The sequence below is a fragment of the Sorangium sp. So ce296 genome, assembly GCF_051529605.1.
Taxonomy (GTDB): Bacteria; Myxococcota_A; Polyangia; order Polyangiales; family Polyangiaceae; genus Sorangium; species Sorangium cellulosum_D.
Window position 1 is genome coordinate 12,677,101 of sequence record NZ_CP150325.1, and the last position, 21,963, is coordinate 12,699,063.

The 21,963-nt window shown below is 73.8% G+C and carries 12 protein-coding genes; 9 read left to right on the plus strand and 3 right to left on the minus strand.

The window, feature by feature from the left end:
• Positions 1–939 carry a hypothetical protein gene (locus WME98_RS46695; RefSeq protein WP_437948068.1) on the minus strand — a complete coding sequence of 313 codons (939 nt, stop codon included), beginning with the start codon at positions 937–939 and terminating at the stop codon, positions 1–3.
• 266 nt (positions 940–1,205) lie between these two features.
• Between WME98_RS46695 and WME98_RS46700 the strand changes: the two genes are divergently transcribed.
• The 3 genes from WME98_RS46700 to WME98_RS46710 all read left to right on the plus strand — a co-directional run bounded on the left by WME98_RS46700 (position 1,206) and on the right by WME98_RS46710 (position 6,078).
• Entirely contained in the window at positions 1,206–2,702 is a 1,497-nt protein-coding gene (locus WME98_RS46700) for a TolC family protein (RefSeq protein WP_437948069.1), read from the plus strand.
• A gap of 160 nt (positions 2,703–2,862) precedes the next feature.
• Entirely contained in the window at positions 2,863–4,458 is a 1,596-nt protein-coding gene (locus tag WME98_RS46705) for a 3,4-dehydroadipyl-CoA semialdehyde dehydrogenase (RefSeq protein WP_437948070.1), read from the plus strand.
• Positions 4,459–4,521: 63 nt separating this feature from the next.
• Positions 4,522–6,078: a protein kinase domain-containing protein gene (locus WME98_RS46710; RefSeq protein ID WP_437948071.1), complete on the plus strand. Its 1,557-nt coding sequence runs from the start codon at positions 4,522–4,524 to the stop codon at positions 6,076–6,078.
• A gap of 83 nt (positions 6,079–6,161) precedes the next feature.
• On the opposite strand, the gene WME98_RS46715 is transcribed toward WME98_RS46710, so the two are convergent.
• Positions 6,162–8,819 (minus strand): dynamin family protein, encoded by a 2,658-nt coding sequence (locus WME98_RS46715; RefSeq protein ID WP_437948072.1) that lies wholly within the window; start codon positions 8,817–8,819, stop codon positions 6,162–6,164.
• 164 nt (positions 8,820–8,983) lie between these two features.
• Here WME98_RS46715 and WME98_RS46720 point away from each other — a divergent pair, with 164 nt between their 5' ends.
• From WME98_RS46720 to WME98_RS46745, 6 genes are all read left to right on the plus strand, one after another.
• Entirely contained in the window at positions 8,984–14,179 is a 5,196-nt protein-coding gene (locus WME98_RS46720) for a pentapeptide repeat-containing protein (protein WP_437948073.1), read from the plus strand.
• 179 nt (positions 14,180–14,358) lie between these two features.
• Positions 14,359–14,946: a Uma2 family endonuclease gene (locus WME98_RS46725; protein ID WP_437948074.1), complete on the plus strand. Its 588-nt coding sequence runs from the start codon at positions 14,359–14,361 to the stop codon at positions 14,944–14,946.
• A 98-nt stretch (positions 14,947–15,044) separates the two neighbouring features.
• The gene (locus WME98_RS46730) at positions 15,045–15,839 is read left to right on the plus strand and encodes a helix-turn-helix domain-containing protein (protein WP_437948075.1); all 795 of its coding nucleotides are present in this window, start codon (positions 15,045–15,047) and stop codon (positions 15,837–15,839) included.
• 24 nt (positions 15,840–15,863) lie between these two features.
• Entirely contained in the window at positions 15,864–16,325 is a 462-nt protein-coding gene (locus WME98_RS46735; RefSeq protein ID WP_437948076.1) for a DoxX family protein, read from the plus strand.
• Positions 16,326–16,657: 332 nt separating this feature from the next.
• The gene (locus WME98_RS46740) at positions 16,658–17,686 is read left to right on the plus strand and encodes a hypothetical protein (RefSeq protein ID WP_437948077.1); all 1,029 of its coding nucleotides are present in this window, start codon (positions 16,658–16,660) and stop codon (positions 17,684–17,686) included.
• A 63-nt stretch (positions 17,687–17,749) separates the two neighbouring features.
• The gene (locus WME98_RS46745) at positions 17,750–21,544 is read left to right on the plus strand and encodes an outer membrane protein assembly factor BamB family protein (protein WP_437948078.1); all 3,795 of its coding nucleotides are present in this window, start codon (positions 17,750–17,752) and stop codon (positions 21,542–21,544) included.
• A gap of 149 nt (positions 21,545–21,693) precedes the next feature.
• Here the strand turns inward: WME98_RS46745 and WME98_RS46750 are convergent, their stop codons facing one another.
• Entirely contained in the window at positions 21,694–21,957 is a 264-nt protein-coding gene (locus tag WME98_RS46750; protein ID WP_437948079.1) for a hypothetical protein, read from the minus strand.
• Positions 21,958–21,963: the final 6 nt, after the last annotated feature.

Consider the following 21,963-nt stretch of genomic DNA (forward strand, 5'->3'; position numbering starts at 1 on the left):
TCACGCCGACAGCGCGCGGCGGCGGTGCTCGGCGAGGAGCACGCGCAGGTGGCTCATCCGGGCGGGGTCGCGCCTGCCGAACTCGTCGAGCGCCGCGGCGACCGCGACCGGCGCGCCGCCGCGCGGCTCCTTGCGGAGCGCCCGCGCCGCCAGCGCGAGCGCGCGCGGGCGCAGCACCTCGTCGATGCAGAGCCGCACGGGGGGCGGCCGCCACGCGGCGTCGCGGTAGCCCCCGGGCGGCGGGGGCTCCGCGGCCGACGCGAGGCCGTCCGCCTTGGCCTGCATGGCCGAGAGGATCTCTCGCTCGATCGCGCTGCCCTCCTCGCGGTCGCCGGCGCGCTCGATCGTGAAGATCGCGTGGGGCGCGCCGCGCCGCGCGGCGCCGAGCCAGTCCTTGCGCCAGCGCACCGCCGTGGCCCGGCTGATGACCGCCTCGCCGCGCGCGACGAGGCCCGTGAAGGCGCTGAGCATCAGCACCTCGAACGGCGAGAACGCCTCGTGGCCCCGCGCTCCGACGAGGCGCGAGAGGTTCGCGGCCACGACCGGGAGCCCCGCGTCGATCGCGTCCGAGGAGCAGAAGAGCGTCGAGCCCGCGCTCGTGGGGCGGAAGTCGGTCAGGCTCACGCCCTCGCCGGCGCCGTACCACCCGAAGAGCGTGCTCACGGTGCCCCAGCGGGCGCCGTCGGCGGAGCAGTACGACCACGTGGTGCCCCAGAGCTCGAAGAGCGAGCGCACGATCCACCGCGCGAGCCTCACGCCGAGCCACAGGATCGCGGCGAAGAGCGCCGCGGAGGCGAGGGAGCTGTCCGCGGACTCGGCGAGGCCGGTCAGGAGCAGCGCGTAGAGCGCCGAGTACGCGAGCAAGAGGCCGCTCGTGATCGCGCTCAGGAACAGCTCGATCCTCGGCGACGCGCCGCGCCGCTCGGCGCGTCGCCACACGGCGCGATGAGGGGGCTCGCCGCAGCGGGCGCAGGGGTCGGCGGCGCCGCATCGCCGTCGCTTTCCGCAGCCGAGGCAGATGTCGTTCGGGGGCAACCGGCTTGGCATCGGTGATCCAGAATAGTGGCGCATCCGCGCTCCGCCGCCATGCCTTGGGCCGCCGCGCGGCCGCTCGCCCACGGTTTCGCACACGCGCGCAGGCCGAGACCGCGCGCCTGTCCGCTTCGGGCTTGTCGTCGCGCGCCGGACAGCGCATCGAGTCGCGCATGCCCCGTCGCCGGCTCCGCATGGTCGCTGTCCTCACCGTCGCTTCCCTCGCCCTGCATCAAGGAGTCGCCCTCGCGCAGCCGGCCCCTCCGCCGGCGCGACCGGGCCAGCTGCCTCAGGGGCGGCCTGGCCAGCAGGCCCCCGCGGGCGCCGCCGCGCCCCCCCCGGCCGCCGCCCCGGCGCCGGCGGGGGCGACCGCGGTGACGCCGCAGCGCATCGAGGTGAACGACCCCGCGCTCGCGCCCGTCCCGCCGGCGGCGCGCACGCTCGCGAGCTGGAACGAGGCGCGCGCGATCATCGAGCAGCGGTCGGTCGATCTCGTCGTCGCCGTGCAGGAGGTCGCCCGCGCCGAGGGGAGCGCGCGGCGGGCGCTCGCCCAGGCGCTGCCGAACCTCGACGCGAGCGGCGAGCTGAGCCGCCTCCTGGCGCCCGGGGGCGCGGACGCGCCGACGCGGGCGGCGGCGTCGCTCACGCTCCGGCAGCCCATCCTCGCGCCGCGCGCCTGGTACGGCATCGGCACCGCCGACCTCGCGGTCGAGGTCGCCAAGCTGAGCCTCGAGGACCGGCGCCGCTTCACGCTCGTCGCGGTCGCGGACGCCGTCGTCTCCATCGTCACGACCGAGCGGCTCAGCGAGGTCAACCGCGTCGGGCTGCGCAGCGCGCTCGAGCTGCTCGAGCTCACGCGGCGGCGGGAGCGCCTCGGCACCGGCACCAAGCTCGACGTCGTCCGCGCGGAGCAGGACGTCGCGCTCGCCCGCGCGACGCTCGTGTCCGGCGACGAGTCGCTGCGCAGGTCGCGCGAGGCGCTCGGGGCCGCGCTCGGCCTGAAGGGCGAGGTCGGCGTGCCGCAGGAGTTCTCGCTCAACGGGATCGCGACGGAGCTCGGGTCCCAGTGCACCCAGACGCGGACGGATCAGCGCGCCGACGTCCGCGCCGCGCGCGCCGAGCTGGAGCTCGCCGAGCGCGGCCTCACCGACGCGAAGCTCGCGTTCGCTCCGTATGCCGAGGTGTCGAGCACGCTGGGGGCCGAGACGTACTTCGGCGGCACCGCCCCCGTCGGCGGCGTCGGCGGCGTCGGGGACGCCGGCGACGCCACGCGGTCCGGCTGGTCGTGGTCGATCCGCGCGGTGCTCACCGTGCCCATCTGGGACGGCGGGGCGCGCTACGGCGATCTCCGGATCAACCGGGCGGCCGTGGAGCAGCAGCGGGCCCGCCTCGGCGCGGTGGAGCGCTCGGCCGAGCTCGAGTCGACGCAGGCGGTCCGGAGCGTCGAGGTCGCCGAGCAGGCGCGCGCGGTCGCCGAGCAGTCGCGCGACCTCGCGCGCGAGACCGCGCGCCTCACGCAGGTCGCGTACGAGGCCGGCACCGTGACGAGCTTCGATCTCGTCGAGTCCAGCCGCAGGCAGCGCCAGGCCGAGATCGACCTCGCGGTGCGGGAGTTCGAGGTGGTGAAGGCGAAGATCTCGGCGCTGCTCGCGTCCGCCTCGTGCAAGTGACCGTTCGTGGCAATGACCGCGCGCGGAGAGGAACGAGGCGCATCGAGGTGACGCGCGCCGCGTCGCGCGCGTGCGCGCGTAACAACCGCGGCGGACGATGCGGCGCGCCGCCCCGCGTGGGGGTTGTGCCGAGCGACCGCGCGAGTAGGCTACGCGCCCCATGGAGCGGCTCGAGAGCTACGTCGAAGGTCAGTGGATCGCCGGTCAGGGAGCGCCGCACCCGCTCGTCAACCCCGCGACCGAGGAGCCGCTCGCCGAGACCAGCACGGACGGGCTCGACCTCGCCGCCGCGGTGGCGTTCGCCCGGACGGTGGGCGGGCCCTCCCTGCGCGCGCTCACGTTCGCCGAGCGCGGCGAGCTGCTCCGCGCCATGTCGCGCGCCGCGCACGCGCACCGCGACGCGCTCATCGACGTCGCCATCCAGAACGGCGGCAACACCCGCAGCGACGCCAAGTTCGACGTCGACGGCGCGATCGGGACGCTCGCCTACTACGCCGACCTCGGCGCCCAGCTCGGCGACGCGCGGCTGCTCGCGGACGGCGAGGGCGCGCAGCTCGGGCGCTCGCCGCGGTTCTTCGGCCAGCACATCCTCGTGCCGCGCCCCGGCGTCGCGGTGCACATCAACGCCTTCAACTTCCCCGCCTGGGGGCTCGCGGAGAAGGCCGCCTGCGCGCTCCTCGCGGGCATGCCGGTCATCACGAAGCCCGCGACGAGCACGGCCCTCGTCGCGTTCCGGCTGATGAGGATCTTCACCGAGCGCGCCCCGCTGCCGCGCGGCGCCCTCTCCTTCGTCGCGGGCCCGCCGGGCGACCTCCTCGCGCACCTCGGCGGCGAGGACGTCCTCGCGTTCACCGGCTCGAGCGCCACCGGCGCGGCGCTCCGGCTCCTGCCGGGCCTCGCGCGGGAGAGCGTCCGCGTGAACGTGGAGGCCGACAGCCTGAACGGCGCGGTCCTCGGCCCCGACGTCGATCCCGGCTCCGAGACCTACGCGATGTTCCTCCGCGACGTCGTGCGCGACATGACCCAGAAGGCCGGCCAAAAGTGCACGGCGATCCGGCGCATCTTCGTCCCCGCCTCCGTCATCGCCACGGTGCGCGGCGACCTCGTCGACCGCCTCCGCGACGCGCGCGTCGGCGATCCCGCGCAGGACGGCGTCACCGTCGGTCCGCTCACCACGGCCGATCAGCTCCGTGGCGTGCGCGCCGGCATCGAGCGGCTCGCGGCGGGGGCGGAGGTGGCGATCGGCGGCGACGGGCCGTTCGAGAGGATCGGCGTGCCCGAGGGAAAGGGGTACTTCGTGCCGCCGACGCTGCTCGTCGCGGGCGGCCCGGACGGCGCGCCCGCCGCGCACGAGCACGAGGTCTTCGGCCCGGTGGCGACGCTCTTCCCGTACGACGGCGGCGCGGCGCACGCCGTCGCCCTGCTGCGCTGGGGCCGCGGCAGCCTCGTCTGCTCGGTCTACAGCGACGACCGCGGCTTCGCGGCGGAGGTGCTGCTCGGCGTCGCGCCGTACCACGGCCGCGTCCTGCTCGGCAGCGAGCGGATCGCCGACCAGGCGCCCGGCCCCGGCACCGTCCTCCCGCAGACGATCCACGGCGGCCCGGGCCGCGCCGGCGGCGGCGAGGAGCTCGGCGGCCTGCGCGGGCTCCACCTCTACTCGCAGCGCACCGCGGTGCAGGGGTCGCGGCCGATCCTCGAGGCGATCCTCGGGACGAAGGGCGAGCCCCGGCACGCGCCCGCGCCCGCGAAGCCGTGACGCGCAAACGCCGGGGTAGCCCTTCTAGAAGGACGCAGAGGACCCTATGGTGAAGTCTCGCTCATGAGCGCGGGCCCGGAACTCATCGGCCGAACCATCGCGGGGCGCTTCCTCGTCACCGGGTTCATCGGCGAGGGCGCGATGGCGGCGGTCTACCGCGGCTTGCAGGACGGGGAGCCGCGCGACGTCGCCATCAAGATCATGCACCCGCAGCTCCTCGGCGACGAGACCTTCGTGACCCGCTTCTACCGCGAGGCGAAGGCGGCGTCGCGCCTCCACCACCCGAACACGGTGCAGATCCTCGACTCCGGGGTGGAAGGGCACCTGCCGTACATCGTGATGGAGCTCGTCTCGGGGCAGGACCTCTTCGAGCTCCTGCTCGCCGAGCGCCGCCTCTCGGAGGCCCGCGCCGCGCGGATCCTGATCGGCATCGCCGACGCGCTCGACGCCGCGCACGCGCGGGGCATCGTGCACCGCGACCTCAAGCCCGAGAACGTGATGATCCTGCGGGATCCGGCGGATCCGTCGGTCGAGCGCGTGAAGGTGCTCGACTTCGGCATCGCGAAGATGGTCGAGGGCGGCACGAGGGCCGGCGACGACGGGCCGAACAGCGCGCCGATCAGCGTCTGGGGCTCGGTCACCACGGTCGGCGTGGTCGTCGGCACGCCGGCGTACATGTCCCCGGAGCAGTGCCGGGGCGACGCCATCGACGGGCGCAGCGACGTGTACGCGTGCGGGATCCTGCTGTTCCTGCTCGTCACGGGCCGCCTCCCCTTCCCGCCCACGTCGGTCGTGTGGGAGGTGGCCATGGATCACATCCGCAAGCGGCCGCCCCCGCCGAGCCTGTTCCTGCCGCAGATCCACCCCGCGCTGGAGGCGATCATCCTCACGGCGCTCGCGAAGATGCCCGGCCAGCGCCAGCAGAGCGCGCGCGAGCTGCGCGAGGAGCTCGAGCGGCTCCTGCCCCACCTGTCCGACGCGCTGCTCCCGGCCGCCACGGCGAGCGCGCTCGAGGACGCGCCGACCATGGAGTCGGCGGTGCCGGTGTCGATCCGGAGCACGATGACGGCCGCGCCGCCGCTGCGCGACGCCGACCCGCCGCCGCCGGCGCAGCGGGGCGAGATGCTGGCGAAGGCCATGTTCCGCGAGGGCGCGCTCACGGAGGGGCCGGCGTCGAGCGCGATCTCGTCGCGCGCGGCGGCGCTGCCGGCCGCCGGCGCCCTGCGGCACGACCCGCTCGCCGGGCCGACGTCCGAGGATCTCTCGCGCACGCTCCCGCAGGCGCGGCTCAGCAGCCCGTCGAGCGATCCGCCGTCGAGCGACCTCGTGATCCACGATCGCAAGGACTTCGCGCCGCTCTTCTCCGGCGCGGGTGCCCGCGCGCCGTCCCCCGGGCAAGAGGCGCCGCGCGGCGCCGGGCCGACCGGCGCCGCGCCGCCGCCGCGGCCTCCGTCGCGGCCCGCGGCCGAGCAGATCATCGAGATCACGCCGTCTCCGGTCCGTCGGGATCGCCGGCCGCCCCAGCGCCAGACCGATCTGTGGCTGGTCCGGCTGGTGGTGCCGCTGGCGCTCGTGATCGGGCTGGCGCTCGGGGTCCTCGCGTTCTTCCTGACCCGCTGACGCAGCGCCTCCGCGCCGCTGACGCAGCGCGACCGCGAGCCCGGCCGCGCTCAGCGCCGGTCGGGCCGCGAGCCCGGCCGCGCTCAGGCGCCGGCCGGCGGCGCCTCGGGCGCCTCGAACGCCGCCCGGAGCGCCTCCGCGCGCAGCTCGATCGCCGCCGAGGCCGCCGGCGGCACGGGCGCCTCCGCCTCGGCCGACAGCGCCATGGCGAAGGCGTCGATCGCGGCCTCGACCACGCCCTCGATCGAGCGCGCCGCGAGCTCGTCGGGGGCGTCGTGCACCGCCACCATGCCCATCAGGACCGCGCGCACGTGGGCCGCCGCCCGCGGCGACGGCGCGGCGGCGCTCGCCTCCTCGACGCCGCCCGCGGCGCGCGCCCCCGGCTCCACGCCCGCGCGGGCCGCCCGCGCGATCTCCGCCGAGAGCGGCCAGCTCAGCCGCGTGACGAGCCGCTCCTGCACGTAGGCGCGGACGCCGGCGTCCGCGCGCTTGCGCTCCTCGGGCAGCGCCGCGATCGGCCGCAGGTCGGCCGCGAGCTCCCGCCGCGCGGGCTCGAGCGCCTTGTCGATCGCCGCGGCGATCGTGCGCCGGTCGCGGCGCAGGTACGCCGCGCTCGCGCGGAGCCGGTCGGCCTCGGCGCGCGCCCGCCGCCCGGCCTCGCGGTCCTCCGCGGCGCGCGCCGCGGCCGCCTGCGCGAGCTCGGCCGCGATGCGGCCCGCCTTGCGCCGGAGCGCGCGCTCGCGCAGCGCGTCGCTCGCGTCGACGATCTGCTCGGCGAAGAGCGCCTCGACCTCGGCCCACCCCGAGGCCGCGAGCGCCGCCTCGTCGCCGAGCCGCCCCTTCAGCGAGAGCCGCGCCGAGAACGCGATCGGCGGCGTGAGCGAGGTGATGGCGCTCGCCGCGAGGCTGTCGCGCACGTGCGCGAGCACCGTCTCCAGCGCGTCGGGCTTGAGCCGGTCGGCCTTGTTCGCGAGGATCTGCACGGGCACGCCGAGCGCGCTGATCTCGGAGAGCACCCGCCGCTCCGACTCCTTCATCGCCTGGGGCGCGTCGAGCAGCCAGATGGCGACGTGGGCCTCGTCGAACGCGCGCCGCGCCTCCGCGATGTGGTCCGGGTCCGGCGCGTTGAAGCCGGGCGTGTCGAGGATCTCGACGCGCTTGAGCCGCTCGATCGGCGCGTAGATGAAGACCCGCGCGACCTTCGCCCCGTCCGCGGCGAGCGCGCGCAGCGTCTCCTTGAGCGCCGCGTGCGGCACGACGCGGTCCTGGCCGCCGCGCACGACGATGCGCGCGAACGGATCGGGCGCCCAGGCGACCCAGTGGAGCGTCGCGGTCGTCGGCAGGACGCCGGTCGGCGCCACGTCCTCGCCGAGCAGCGCGTTCAGGAACGTGCTCTTGCCGGCGTTGAACTCGCCGACCACCGCGGCGCGCAGCGGGCGCTCCCGCTCCACCGCGAGGGCCTCGGTCGCCGCCAGCAGGTCGAGCCGGTCGAGGAGCTTGGCCGTCCGCGCGAGCTCGCGCAGCACGTCCCCCCACGCGGCCATCCGCGGCGCGGCGGGGATCCAGGCGCGCGCGATCGCGCGGCGCATGTCGTCGGCCCACGCCGCGCCCTCGCCGGCCACCGCGTCGAGCGCGTCGAGCGCCTCGCTCCCCTGCCCCTCGGACGCCCTCCTGGCGGCGTCGCGCAGCCGGACGAGGTCGGGCGGGAGCGGCGGCGCCGCGCCGCCGCGCAGGTCCACGCCCGCCGCCCGCGCCGCGAGCGCGTCGAGCGCGCCGAGGTCGCGGGTCTCGACGGCCATGCGGAGCAGCGCCGCCGCGGCCGCGCGATCGCCGGCGGAGAGCCCGCGCGCGAGCGCCTGCCGCGCGTCGTCCCGCCGCCCCTCGGCGAAGGCGAACGCGGCGGCCCAGGTCGGCTCGTCGAGCGCGCCCGCGGCGCGGACCACGCGGCGCACCCGATCGACGACGAGCACGTCGCGGGAGGCGGCGACGAGCGACGCGCAGAGCTCCGCCGCGCCGGGGACGTCGAGCACGAGCGCCCGCAGCCCGAGGTCGAGCGCCCGCGCCACGTCGGCGGGCGGCAGCGCCGCGGCGGAGGCGCCCGTCGCGGCGCCCGCCTCGGCGAGCGCGAGCCGGGCGAGCACGAGGGCGGCGCGCCCCTCGATGGCGGTGGGCTCGCCCAGGATCGCCGCGGCGGCGCGCGCGCCGTCGAGGTCGCCGTGGGCGAGCGCGCACTCGGCACGGCGGAGGGCGGCGTCGCGGTCGGGCGCGGTCGAGAGCGGCGCCGGGATGCGGTCGAGCCAGCGCTGCGCCCGGGCCGGGTCGCCGGCGGCGAGGTCGAGATCGCAGAGGTCGAGCAGCGCGAGCCGCGCCGCGTCGCGCTCCTCGGGCGCCGCGGTGGCGCGCTCGAGCGCGTCGCGCGCGCCGTCCCAGCCGACGCGCTGCCCCGCGCGCCCGAGGCGGAGCCACACGTCGGCGCGCCAGGGCACGCGCTTCGCGAGGTCGGCGAGCGCGGTGACGACCTCCTGATCGAGCCACGCGTCCTCGGCGGCGTCGGCCCAGAGCGCGAGCCCGACGGCCGAGTCGGGCAGGACGGAGAGGATGGTGCGGGCGTGCTCGCGGGCCTCGAGCGGCATCCCCTTCGCGAGCGCGGCCTCGGCGGCGCTGCGCTCGTTCTCGAGGCCGAGCGCGAGGATCTCGACCCGCCCGAAGAATCGATTCAGCGCCTCGACGAGCCTCGCCATGGGCGGGATGAAAGCCTTGCGCGCGGGCGGTCGTCCAAGAAAATCGGCCGGGCCGCGACCCGGACAGCGGCCTTCCGGGCGAAGCTCGGGTCGTCCGCCGTGGCAGGGGGGACGACGCCTCCGCCCACCGGATGGCGCGCGCGCTTGTTTGTTAGACTGACTAAGTGTCGCAGGACATCCCCACACGGCGCGTCGACCCAGCGCGCGTCGACGCGCTGGTCGTGACCGCGCTGCAGGACGAGATCGAGGCGGTGCTCTCGCTCGGCGAGGCCGGCCGGGACGGCTGGCGGGAGGCGCGGGATCCGGCGGGCTTTCCGTACTACGTGCGCGAGCTCCCGAACGACCGTGGAGCGCCGCTCCGCGTCGCCGCCGCGTGGTCCGGGCGGATGGGCGAGAGCGCCGCGGCGGCGAGGGCGCAGGGGCTCATCGACGAGCTCGATCCGGGGTGCCTCGCGATGTGCGGCATCTGCGCCGGGCGGCGCGGCGAGGTGTCGCTCGGCGACGTCATCGTCGCGGATCGGGTCTACAGCTACGACGAGGGCAAGCGCGTCGCCGCGCCTGCCGGAGGCGGCGACGGCGCGTTCTTCCACGACATCGAGACGTACAACCTCGAGCGGACGTGGAACATGGACGCCGCGCTCTTCGCGCGCGAGTTCGAGCGCCAGACGCCGCTCGCGGCCGCGCGCCCGCCGTCGCGGGCGTCGCAGGCGTGGTGGCTCCGGCACGCGCTCTACGCGAGCCAGGTCGAGGGGGGGCCGCCGCCCGTCGCGCGGCCGGAGCGCGCCGAGCGGTGCCCGGGCTGGACCGAGCGCGTCGGCGAGCTGGAGGCGGCGGGCGTGCTCCGCATCGGCGACGGCGGCCTCGAGCTCACCGAGGCGGGCATGGCGCAGGTCCGCCGGGAGCGCCTCGTCTACCCGGACGGTCCGCCCGAGGCCCGGCCGTTCCGCGTGCACATCGGCCCGATCGCCACGGGCAAGGCGGTGCAGGAGGACGCCGGGCTGTTCGATCGGCTGAAGTCGATCGGCCGGAAGGTGCTCGGCGTCGAGATGGAGGCCGCGGCGATCGGCTATGTCGCGGAGCGCCTCGGGCGGCGGTCGATCATCGCGAAGGCGGTCTCGGATCACGGCGATCCCGACAAGGACGACGGCTTCCGCGCGTTCGCGTGCCGCGCGTCGGCGGAGTTCCTCCTCGCGTTCCTGCGGCGCACCCTGGAGCCCGCGCGCGCCGAGCGCGCCGATCACGCCGGGCGAGGCCGCCGGCTGCGCCGCTTCTCGCCGCGCGCGGGGGGCGGCCACGCCGAGCACCACGACGACATCCTCTTGCCGGGCGAGGGGCGCAGCGACGACTTCCTCTCGCGGGTCGAGCGCGTGTGCAGGCTCCGCGAGCCCGAGGGCGTGAAGATCGAGTGGTTCGACGCGCCCCTCCCCTTCGGCGTCTACCTGCGCGTCTCGGTCAACGAGGGCGGCATCGTCCGCATCGCGCCGCTCGCGGCGCTCGAGAGCGGCATCTCGACCGAGGCGGTCTCCGCGTTCCTGGAGAGCATCGACGCCTCGTACCGGCGCGAGGATCCCGGCCTCGTGTCCACGCTCGTCTACGGCGGCGAGCCCGCGCCGGAGGAGCTCGTCCGGTACGCGAGCGCGCGGCGCGTGCGCCTCGTGCGGTTCCTCGAGTACCAGGGGCTCATCGACTTCCGCGGCTACCTCGCGTGGCAGAACGCGAAGCTCGAGCGGGATCCCACGTATCCGCCGGCGCTCTACGTCGACCAGCGCATCGCGCTCACGGTGGGCCAGGAGGAGGTGCTGCGCGAGCGCGCGCTCGACGCGTTCGCCGAGCTGCTCGACGCGGAGCACAGCCGGTTCGTCCTGGTGCTCGGCGATTTCGGCACGGGCAAGACGTTCCTCCTGCACGAGCTCGCGCGGCGCATGGGCACGGCGGGCGGCCCGCTGACGCCGGTGCTCATCGAGATGCGCGCGCTGGAGAAGGCGCGCGACCTGAACGCGCTCATCGCGCAGCACCTCGCGCTCGCGGGGCTCGGCAAGATCGACCTGCCCGCGTTCCGGCACATGCTCGCCGAGGGGCGGATCGCGCTGCTGTTCGACGGCTTCGACGAGCTCGCGTTCCGCGTGACGTACGACCGCGCGGTCGAGCATTTCGACACGCTGATCCAGGCGGCGCAGGGCAAGGCGGCGAAGGTGGTGGTCACGAGCCGGAGCCAGCACTTCATCTCGGAGCAGCAGGTGCGGTCGGCGCTCGCGGAGCGGGCCGCGCTCTTGCCCGGGTACCGGCTCGCGCGCCTCCTGCCGTTCACCGGGGCGCAGATCCGCCGGTTCCTCGTGAACCGGCTCGGCAGCGAGGACGCGGCCGACGGGCGCGTGCGGCTACTCGCGGACGTGAAGGATCTGCTCGGCCTGTCGGCGAACCCGCGGATGCTGGGGTTCATCGCGGAGATCGAGGAGGCGCAGCTCCGCCAGGCGATGGCGGGCGACGGGGAGATCACGTCGGCGGGGCTGTACCAGCTGCTCCTGGATCGGTGGCTCGTCTGGGAGTACGAGCGCGCGCACCCGAAGGGCGCGCAGCCCGGGCTGTCGGTGGCGCAGCGGTGGCGCGCGGTGACGGAGCTCGCGACGCGGCTGTGGCAGCGCACGGAGCAGAGCGTGAGCATCCGCGAGCTGCCGGCGGAGCTCATCGCGGCGCTGCAGGCGCTCGGGCGGCACGAGCTCGACGTGGCGGTGGCGACGCACGAGATCGGGTCGGGCACGCTGCTCGTGTGGGACGACCAGGAGAACTTCCGTTTCATTCACCAGTCGGTGCTCGAGTGGCTCGTGGCGCGGGAGGCGGCCGAGGAGGTGCAGCGCGCCGGGGAGGCGCCGGCGCTCGCGCAGCGCGAGGTGAGCGACCTGATGGCCGATTTCTTCGGGGCGCTCACCGGGCGCGAGGCGGCGGCGGCGTGGGTGCGGGCGGCGCTCGGCGGAGCGTGGGGGGCGGTGGCCGCGGCGAACGCGCTGCGGATCGACGGGCGGATGGGGCTCGGGGTGCGCGAGCGGATGAACCTCGCCGGGGCGGACCTGCGGGGGCAGGATCTCTCGGGCAAGGACCTCCGCGGGTGCGACCTGCGGGGCACGGATCTGCGGGAGGCGAAGCTCGTGGGGGCCGACCTCCGCGGGGCGCAGCTGGCGGGGGCGCTGCTCGACGGGGCGGACCTCTCGAGGGCGGCGCTCTGCGGGGCGGATCTGACGGGGGCGACGGCGGCGCGGGCGCGCCTCGTGGGCGCGGACCTGACGGGGGCGAGGCTCGCCGCGGTCAAGCTGCGCGGGGCGAAGCTGGTGGACGCGCGGGGGGCGCGGTTCGACGGGTGCGACACGTTCGGCGCGGCGATGCCGGAGGCGGCGATGTTCGAGCCGACCTGGCACTACGGCGGGAAATGCACCTCGATAGCCTTCAGCTCGGACGGCGCGCTGCTCGCCACCGGACACTCTGGAAGGATCACGCTGTGGGATGTGCAGACCGGCAGCGCGCTGCGCGTGCTGGATAGCCACTCCGGCACGGTCACCAGCCTCGCTTTCAGCTCTGACGGATACACGCTCGCTTCTGGCTCGGAGGATTGCACCGTCCGGCTGTGGGACGTGTCGACGGCCAGCGCGATCTGCGCGTTCAAGGGGCACTCCGATCACGTGACGAGCGTGGCGTTCTGCCCTGCCGGCGAGCTGCTGGCCTCCGGATCGCGCGACGGATCCATCCGGCTGTGGCAGGTGTCCACCTGCAGAGAGGTTCGCCTGCTCCAGGGCCACTCGCAGACGGTGACAGCTTTGACGTTCGGCGCCGCAGGCAGGACGATCGCCTCCGGCTCGTATGATACCACGGTCCGGCTATGGGATGTATCGACAGGGCATACGATTCGCGTATTCAGCGGGCACCAGGGCAGTGTGCTGAGCGTGGCGTTCAGCCCCGACGGCGCGACGCTCGCTTCCGGGTCCATGGACCGCAGCGTCGGCCTCTGGCAGACGTCGACCGGAGAAGCCTTGCAGATGCTGCAGGGCCACTCCTACGCCGTGATGAGCGTGGCGTTCGCGCCCGACGGCGCGACGCTCGCCTCGGGCTCTTTTGACAAGACGATACGGCTATGGCGCCTCTCTACGCGGGATACCCTGCACGTGCTGCAGGGCCACCTGTTCGCCGTGATGAGCATAGCGTTCGCGCCCGACGGCGCGACGCTCGCCTCGGGCTCTCTCGACGAGACCGTACGGCTATGGCACGTGCCGACCGGCAGAATGCAACGCGCGCTGGGGCAGCCGACGAGCCCCATTTCACAGTTCGCCCTCAGCGGCGACGGCGCGACGGTCGCCTTCAAGTCCGACGAGTTTGGCATCCAATTCTGGCGGCTCTTCACGGGAGAGATGCTGCCCACGCTTCGGAATGACGTGACCGGATTCTCGAAGCTCGCGCTGAGCCCTGACGGATCGATCCTGGCGGTAGGTGCGCAGGATCTGTCCGTCGAGCTCTGGCAGATCGCGACAGGTCGCCTGGTGCGGAGGCTGGATGGTCACTCCAGCTACGTGGTGGGCGTCGCGTTCAGCCCTGATGGTCAGCGACTGGCGTCCAGCTCGTTCGACGGGACCGTACGACTCTGGCATACGGCGACCGGCGCTGCGTTGCGGGTGCTTCAGGGTCACGACCGCGGCGTGACGGGCGTAGCTTTCAGCCCCGATGGCACGGCGCTGGCCTCCGCTTCACAAGACCGAACCATCTGGCTGTGGCACCTGGAGAGAGGGGGTGCAGCGCGCGTGCTCCAAGGCCACGAGCATACCGTCGCGAGCGTGGCGTTCAGCCCTGACGGGGCGCTGCTCGCATCGGGCTCGCAAGACGGCAGTGTTCGCATCTGGGACATCGCTGCCGGCGCGTCGCTATACAGGCTGAACGCCCACTCGGGTCCGGTGAACAGCGTGTGCTTTGGCCCGGGGGGCGCTCTCATCGCCTCGGGGTCGAACGACAGCACCATCCACATCTGGGAGGTGAACGGCGAGCTCGAGCGTGTCCTGCGAGGGCATGCTGGCGCGGTGCTGAGCGTGGCCTTCACCCCTGACGGCGGCACGCTCATCTCCAGCTCCACCGACAGCACCGTTCGTCTCTGGGACGTGCATACCGGCGCGTGCCTCGCCGTGCTCCTCAAGCTCGGCGAGGGCTGGGTCGCCTTCCGACCCGACGGCCGCTACAAGCTGGGCGGCGACGTCGCGGGTGGCTTCTGGCACGCCGCGAACCTCTGCCGCTTCGAGCCGGGCGAGCTCGACGCGATCATCCCCGGCCTGCGCATCCCGGACGACGAGCCGCTGCTCCCCGAGCGTCCTTCGCTTCGCGCGGATTGAGCGCGGGGTGGTCGAGAGATCGGCCGCTCCCGGCGATCGCGCCAATCCCGATCGAGCCACGTACGCCGCCGGGCTTCCTCGGCGACGAGGGGCGTCGCCTGTTGACCGGCCGCAGCCGCGGTCGTGTTCGCGCAGCGCGCCCCGAGTGAGGTAAGCTCCGGGGACCTGGGAGCCACCTGATGAGCCTTGCCCGGAAGCTGGATCGCCCCGCGACGAGGGCGGACCTCGAAGCGCTGCCCGACACGATGCGCGGTGAGATCATCGACGGCGACCTCTACGCCTTCCCCCGCCCGCGCGCGCCGCATGGAAGCCTCGAGACCAGCATCGCCGCCGACCTCCACGGCCCCTTCCAGAAGCGGCGTAACGGTCCCGGCGGCTGGTGGATCCTCGTCGAGCCCGGCGTCGAGCTCCCTCGGGCCCCGGAGATCTCGCCGGACGTCGCCGGGTGGCGGCGCGAGCGGCTGCCCCGCCTGCCCGTGAAGGAGCCCATCCGCGTCGTACCGGACTGGGTCTGCGAGGTCCTGTCTCCCCGGACGCGCGCTTACGATCTCATCGTCAAGCGACGCTTCTACGCCGAGATCGGCGTGGGCCACCTCTGGTACGTGGATCCCGAGGCGAGATCGCTCGCGGTCAGCCGTCTCGTCGACGGCAGGTGGCTCGAGCTCGGCGTCCACGGTCCGACGGAGCGGGTGCGCGCCGAGCCGTTCGAAGAGGTGGAGATCGAGCTCTCCATCTGGTGGGAGGACCTCGAGCTCGAAGGCGATTGACGCACCACCGCCGATCGACCGCTGGGCTGCGAGCGCTCGCTGTCCAGCGCGCCGTGGTCGCGCGTGGATCGCCGCCCGCCGGGTTAATCTCGAGGCCGATGCTCCTCCCGCCGAAAGCGACCGGCCTCGCCGCCCCCACCGGCGTCGCGCGGCCGTGGCCCTCCGTGCTGGCGACGTGGGGCCCTGGCGAGCGGAGCACGCTCCACGCCCACCATTGCTGCCACCTCGTGCTGGCGCTCGACGGGGAGCTCCAGGTCAGGACGGCCGACAAGGGCCCCTTCCAGGCTGGAGGCGCCGTCGTCACGGCCCCGGACGTGGCGCACGAGATCGACGCGTCGGGCGCGCGCGTGCTCCTCGTGTTCATCGAGCCGGAGAGTGACGTCGGCGACGCGCTCGCCCAGGCGCTCGGCGCGTCGGCGATCGAGATCGTGGGCCGCGAGGCGGCGGATCGGCTGCGGTCGCGCGTCGCCGCGTCCGGCCAGGCCGACGTCGCGGCGGCGCTGCCCGGCGTGCTCGAGGCGCTGGGGATCGCGGCCCCGCCGGCATCGCCGAGGCCGAGGCATCCCGGGGTCCGGCGGGTGCTGCGCCACCTGCGGGCGGACGCCGGGGGCGCGGACACCTCGCTCGAAGCGCTGGCCCGCGTCGCACGCCTCTCGCCCGGGCGGTTCATGCATGCCTTCACGGAGAGCGTCGGCGTGCCGCTGCGGCCCTACCTCCTGTGGCTCAAGGTCGAGCGCGCCGGCGCGGCGATGGCCGGCGGCGCGACGCTGGCGGAGGCCGCGAGCGCCGCCGGCTTCGCGGACGCGGCGCACATGACCCGGACCTTCCGCCGCATGTTCGGGGTGAGCCCCTCGGACCTGCGACGACGTAGCCAGTTGGTTCAAGACCGGTGAGGCGCGGATGCCCATCGTGACGGCATGGCACCTCTGCTCGTTCTCTCGATCTCGTTCGCGTTGCTCCTCATCCTCGGTCGACTCGGCGTCCGACACCTCGCGAGCTGGGTGACGTGCTTGCGGTACGCGCTCGCGGCGATGTTCCTGCTCACCGCGTCGGCCCACTGGGGGAGCCGGCGCGCCGAGCTCGTGGCCATGGTGCCGCCGGCCCTGCCCTACCCCGAGCTCCTCGTGACCGTCACGGGGGTCCTCGAGATCGCCGGCGCGGCGGCGCTCCTCGTGCCGAGGCTCGCGCCGTGGGCGGCCGCGGGGCTGACGATCCTGCTCGTGGCGATGTTCCCTGCCAACGTGCACGCCGCGCGCGCGGGGCTCACCCTCGGCGGCAGCCCGGTGACGCCGCTCGTGCCGCGGACGCTGATCCAGATCGTGTTCCTCGCCACGACGGTTGCCGTGGCGATGGGCGGCCGTGCGTCGAAGCGAACGTAGGAGCGGGTCGCCGCGCTGCCGGAACGGCCTGCCCGCCGGACGGGACGCGGCGCTCCGAGCCCAACCATGGGTTGCCCGTCGCCCAGGAGACAATTTTGTAAGCCAGATTGCGCATCCACCGCCAAACGGGACACAGCACTGAGAGCGCAGCAGCGCTGCGCGGGCCGCTGCGGCCGGAGGACGCAGGTCGCGCCTCCTGCGACGGGGCCGCGGCGCGGGCACGATTTCGCCGGTGCTCGCGGTGCGCGGATAGTGCGGTTGGATTGAACAGGTCGCCGGCGCTGTGGCACGGTCGCCGGCTGGACAAACCGCGCTCACACGGAGGGAGACCCATGGGCGGAAACAAGCACAGGAAGTCTGGCGCGAAGGCCGGCAAGCGGGATGGCGCGAAGGACGCGAAGGCCGGCAAGCGGGATGGCGCGAAGGACGCGAAAGCCGGCAAGAAGGACGCGAAGGCCAGCAACAAGGAGGCTCGGAGCGCGCGCAAGCGGGATCGGGCCGGCGTGGATCCGGCGGCGCTCATCGCGGAGGCCCGCGCGGACGCGTTCACCGACGAGTCCCCCGAGCGCGCCTTCGCGCACTTCCGGCCGCTCGCCGAGCGCGTGCCGGCGGCGGATCTGCCCGTCTTCACCGGCCAGCCGCTGCTCATGCGCGCGAACGTCAGGGCCGCGCTCGACGCGCTCGAGCCGCACCTGCCCGCCGCCGTGAGCGCGCTGCGCGAGCCCAGGCTCAAGGAGGTCTTCGAGCTGCCGGCGCTGGTCATGGCGCTCGACTTCAGCGCGGCGCGCGTGCCGGTCGCGACGCTCAGCGCGGGGGACATCGACAGGATGCTGGCCGAAGGCGCGCCGTGGCGCGAGCTGATGCTGAGCTACCTCGAGGTGGCGTCGCACCCGCTGCTCGGCCTCCTGCCGCGCGAGCGCGTCGCGGCCGTGCGCGCGGGCTCGGGCAAGCTCGACAAGGCGCGCGACTTCGTCGCCCTTCCGGGGCTGTTCGCGGAGTTCTCCGGCGCGCTCGCCGGAAAGCACCCGTTCCCGGCCGACAAGCTCGACCTGCTCGCCACGCTGGGCGGCGCGCTGGTGCAGCAGGTGCGCCCAGGCAACGCCGTCGGCGCGGTGCCGAAGCGCACCGGAGAGTCGATCCTGCGCGACCAGCTCGCGGCGCTCGTCGCCGAACGCTACGACCACCTCCAGGTGCTCGCGGCCGTGGCGCTCGGCAAGCGTAAGGCCGACGAGCTCTTGCCCGCGCTGCGCGCGGCGGTCGCGCTCGGCAGCAACGGGGCGGCCACGGAGCCGGAGGATGCGCCGGAGGGCGCAACGGCCGAGGCGCCGGGAGCCGCGCCGGCCGAGATGACGGACGGATGACCGGGTGAACGATGATGGGGAGGGCGCGCCGCGCGCTGCGCCCCACCCAGTCTTCAGCAGGCCATGCGGCGGCCCGAGAAGGTCGTCTGTTACACTGGCGTCGTGCCGGCAGACCTCATCGACTTCGGCATCGAGCGCAGCCGCCACGAGCACTTCTTCGGTCGAGAGGACGTGCTCGCGGCCATCGATCGCCACCTCGACGGCGCGGGGGCGTCGGGCCGCTGGGTGCTCGTCACGGGCGGGCCCGGTATGGGCAAGAGCGCGATCCTCTCGCGATGGCTCGATGCCGAAGAGCAACGCGGCCGCCGGGCGCCGTACCACTTCCTCCGGCGCGACGTCATGGACTGGGATCGCCCCGAGGCGGTCGCGCGCTCCCTGTCGGCGCAGATCGAGGCGCTCTATCCGGCGCAGAAGGACCCCGCGGCGAGGCCGGAGAGCCGGCTGATCGAGCTGCTCGCCAGGGTGTCGAAGCACGAGCTCATTCCGCGCGGAGAGCGCCTGGTGCTCGTCGTGGACGGCCTCGACGAGGCGCGGAGCGACGGCGCCGACCAGAACCCGCTGCCTGGCTTCCTGCCGTACGCGTTGCCGTCGGGTGTGCACGCGCTCTGCGCCTCGCGCCCGCAGTACCCGCACCTCGCGTGGCTGGAGAGCCGCGGGAACGTGCGGCACATCGACCTCGACGCGCCCGCGTGGGCGAGCTCAAACGAGCGGGCCTGCCGCGCGTTCTTTCGCGATCAGGCGCCGCGGTTCACGCCGCGGCTCGACCCGAGGCTCGTCGAGGAGGCGGTCGCGCGGGCGGAGGGGAACCTGCTCTATGCGGTGAAGCTCAGGGAATGGCTCGAGGAGCAGCCGGTCGAGCAGCGGCGCGTGGAGCGCCTACCCCGCGGGCTGAGCGGGTTCCTGGAGCAGATCTGGCAGCAGCTTCGTAGCCTGCCGCGCGAGCAGTTCGGGCTCGTCGCCAACGGGCTCGGGCTGATCTGTGCAGCGCGGGAGGCGCTGCCGCTCGAGGAGATCGAGGCGGCGTGGGGCTGGAACGACGTGGAGGCCGGGGAGGACTTCCTCCGCGCCGCGCGGGCGCTGCTCCTGGAGGAGCCGGCGTCGTGGCGCGCCGCGCGGGCCTACCGGCCGTACCACGAGGCATTTCGCGCGTTCCTCGCGGAGAAGCTCGGCCCGAAGCGCATGGCCGAGCTGCACCGGCGGCTGCTGGAGACGACAGCGCGGTGGCCGGTGGCAGAGGGAGAGAGCGAATTCCGGCGGCGCTATGCTGCACGCCACGCGATCGCGCATGCGCTCGCGGCGAGCGAGCGGGAGAAGGCGCGGGGGCTCTGCCGGGATCTCGGGCTGCTGGAGGCGCTCTGCGGCGACGATGGGCCGGCTGCGCTCGAGGATGCGCTGAGGCTCGGCGCGAAAGAGCCCGGGGACAGCGAGGTCGACCTGCTGCACCGCGCGGTGCGGGCCGAGTCGCACTGGCTCCGCGAGCAGCCGGAGGCGCTGCCGGAGCTGATCTACAACCGGCTGCGCTCGGCCGGATGGGAGGCGGAGCGGATCGCGCGGACGCTGCGGTTCTCGCGCGGCCTGCCGATGACACGATTGCGACATCCGGTACGGATGTGGACCGGAGAGGAGCGCACGCTGTACGGCCACTCCGGTCGGGTCAATGCTTGCGCGATCAGCCCCGATGGTCAGCACATCGTCTCCGGATCCGACGATACGACGCTCAAGGTCTGGGATCTCGAGACCGGCAAGCTCCTCTCCACCCTCCAAGGCCACTCCAGTTGGGTCAATGCCTGCGCGCTCAGCCCCGATGGCCAGCGTATCGTCTCCGCCTCCAGCGATAGGACGCTCAAGATCTGGGACCTCGCCACCGGCAGGCTCCTCTCCACCCTCCAAGGTCACTCCGATTGGGTCAGGGCCTGCGCGCTCAGCCCCGATGGCCAGCGCATCGTCTCCGCCTCCGACGACGCGACGCTCAAGGTCTGGGACCTCGCCACCGGCAAGCTCCTCTACACGCTCGAAGGCCACTCCGGCGGGGTCAAGGCCTGCGCGCTCAGCCCCGACGGCCAGCGCATCGTCTCCGCATCCAACGACACGACGCTCAAGGTCTGGGACCTCGCCACCGGCAGGCTCCTCCACACGCTCAAAGGCCACTCCGAAGGGGTCAAGGCCTGCGCGCTCAGCCCCGATGGCCAGCGCATCATCTCCGCCTCCGGCGACACGACGCTCAAGGTCTGGGACCTCGCCACCGGCAGGCTCCTCCACACGCTCAAAGACCACTCGGAAGGGATGAAGGCCTGCGCACTCAGCCCCGATGGCCAGCGCATCGTCTCCGCCTCCGACGACACGACGCTCAAGGTCTGGGACCTCGCCACCGGCAAGCTCCTCTCCACCATCGACGGCCACTCCCGTTGGGTCAATGCCTGCGCTTTCAGCCCCGATGGTCAACGCATCGTCTCCGCCTCCGGCGATAGGACGCTCAAGGTCTGGGACCTCGCCACCGGCAAGTTCCTCTCCACCATCGACGGCCACTCCCGTGAGGTCAATGCCTGCGCGCTCAGCCCCGATGGCCAGCGCGTCGTCTCCGCCTCCGACGACACGACGCTCAAGGTCTGGGACCGCGCCACCGGCAAGCTCCTCTCCACCATCGACGGCCACTTCGGCGGGGTCAAGGCCTGCGCGCTCAGCCCCGATGGTCAGCGCATCGTATCCGCCTCCTACGACACAACGCTCAAGGTCTGGGACCTCGCCACCGGCAGGCTCCTCTCCACACTCGAAGGCCACTCCGATTGGGTCAATGCCTGCGCGCTCAGCCCCGATGGCCAGCGCATCGTCTCCGCCTCCGGCGACACGACGCTCAAGGTCTGGGACCTCGCCACCGGCAAGCTCCTCTCCACCCTCCAAGGCCACTCCGCTTGGGTCAGGGCCTGCGCGCTCAGTCCCGATGGCCAGCGCATCGTCTCCGCCTCCGGCGACACGACGCTCAAGGTCTGGGACCTCGCCACCGGCAAGCTCCTCTCCACCCTCCAAGGCCACTCCGATTGGGTCAGGGCCTGCGCGCTCAGCCCCGATGGCCAGCGCATCGTCTCCGCCTCCGACGACACGACGCTCAAGGTCTGGGACCTCGCCACCGGCGAGCTCCTCTCCACCCTCGAAGGCCACTCCCGTGAGGTCAATGCCTGCGCGCTCAGCCCCGATGGCCAGCGCATCGTCTCCGCCTCCAACGATAGGACGCTCAAGCTCTGGGATACTTCGACAGGGGAATGCGTCGGTACCGTGCGCGGAGTCGGACCGTTCTTGAGCGTGGCTGTATCGCAACAGCTTCTATGCGCAGGCGACGCCAACGGCAACCTCTGGCATCTCCATCTCACGGCCTCGGGACCTCAAGAGAAGGGCCTTCCTGCGAAGACGCCCGTCCGTCTCTTCTTCAGCTACTCCCACAGGGACGAGGCCCTTCGCGACGAGCTGGAGACCCATCTCGCCCTCCTCAAACGCGAGGGTCTCCTCCAGAGCTGGCACGACCGACGCATCGGCGCCGGCGACGACTGGGCTGGCCAGATCGACAGGAACTTCGACGAGGCCGAGGTCATCCTCCTCCTCGTCAGCGCCGACTTCCTCGCCTCCGACTACTGCTTCGACAAGGAGATGCAGCGCGCCCTCGAGCGCCACGACGCCGGCCAGGCCCGCGTCATCCCGGTCATCCTCCGGAAGGCCGACTGGCACAGCGCGCCGTTTGCCAGGCTCCAGGCGCTCCCGAAGGACGGAAGGCCGGTCACCCTCTGGCAGGACCGCGACGAGGCGTGGACCGACGTGGCCCTCGGCATCCGGCGCGCCATCGAGGCGCTCCGAGGGCGCGCCGGGTAGCTATATGGCGATATGCCTGCCTGCCCCGCCGACCAGCTTGCCTGGCGCTATGCCGGCAGACCTGCTCGACCTCGGCATCGAGCGCAATCGCCACGAGCGTCCCTTCGGTCTTGAGGACGAGCTGGTTGAGGAATCGAATGCATGTGCTGCTATCGAGGAGGTACTTCATTCGATGGGCAGCCGGGTCTCGAGAGCGGTTGCGCGGGACGCGCCATCGGATCATCCGACAGAGCGCCGGCCAGCGCCTCGATCTCGGCCCGCTTCTTGTCCAGCGCCTCCGGCGGGGTTCGGGCTTCGTCGATCTCCTGCCAGACGAGCACGATCTCGACCCGGCGATGGGGGGCGCCGATCGGAAGCTCGACGTGCACCGTGCCCTGCTCGTCGCTCTCGCACAGCTTGCGAACCGTGTTCATCCAGGG

Bases quoted from the DNA above. Each gene is read 5' to 3' on its own strand.
- WME98_RS46700 (WP_437948069.1), top strand. From the start codon at position 1,206: ATGCCCCGTCGCCGGCTCCGCATGGTCGCTGTCCTCACCGTCGCTTCC.
- WME98_RS46705 (WP_437948070.1), top strand. From the start codon at position 2,863: ATGGAGCGGCTCGAGAGCTACGTCGAAGGTCAGTGGATCGCCGGTCAG.
- WME98_RS46710 (WP_437948071.1), top strand. From the start codon at position 4,522: ATGAGCGCGGGCCCGGAACTCATCGGCCGAACCATCGCGGGGCGCTTC.
- WME98_RS46715 (WP_437948072.1), bottom strand. From the start codon at position 8,819: ATGGCGAGGCTCGTCGAGGCGCTGAATCGATTCTTCGGGCGGGTCGAG.
- WME98_RS46725 (WP_437948074.1), top strand. From the start codon at position 14,359: ATGAGCCTTGCCCGGAAGCTGGATCGCCCCGCGACGAGGGCGGACCTC.
- WME98_RS46730 (WP_437948075.1), top strand. From the start codon at position 15,045: ATGCTCCTCCCGCCGAAAGCGACCGGCCTCGCCGCCCCCACCGGCGTC.
- WME98_RS46735 (WP_437948076.1), top strand. From the start codon at position 15,864: ATGGCACCTCTGCTCGTTCTCTCGATCTCGTTCGCGTTGCTCCTCATC.
- WME98_RS46740 (WP_437948077.1), top strand. From the start codon at position 16,658: ATGGGCGGAAACAAGCACAGGAAGTCTGGCGCGAAGGCCGGCAAGCGG.
- WME98_RS46745 (WP_437948078.1), top strand. From the start codon at position 17,750: ATGCGGCGGCCCGAGAAGGTCGTCTGTTACACTGGCGTCGTGCCGGCA.
- WME98_RS46750 (WP_437948079.1), bottom strand. From the start codon at position 21,957: ATGAACACGGTTCGCAAGCTGTGCGAGAGCGACGAGCAGGGCACGGTG.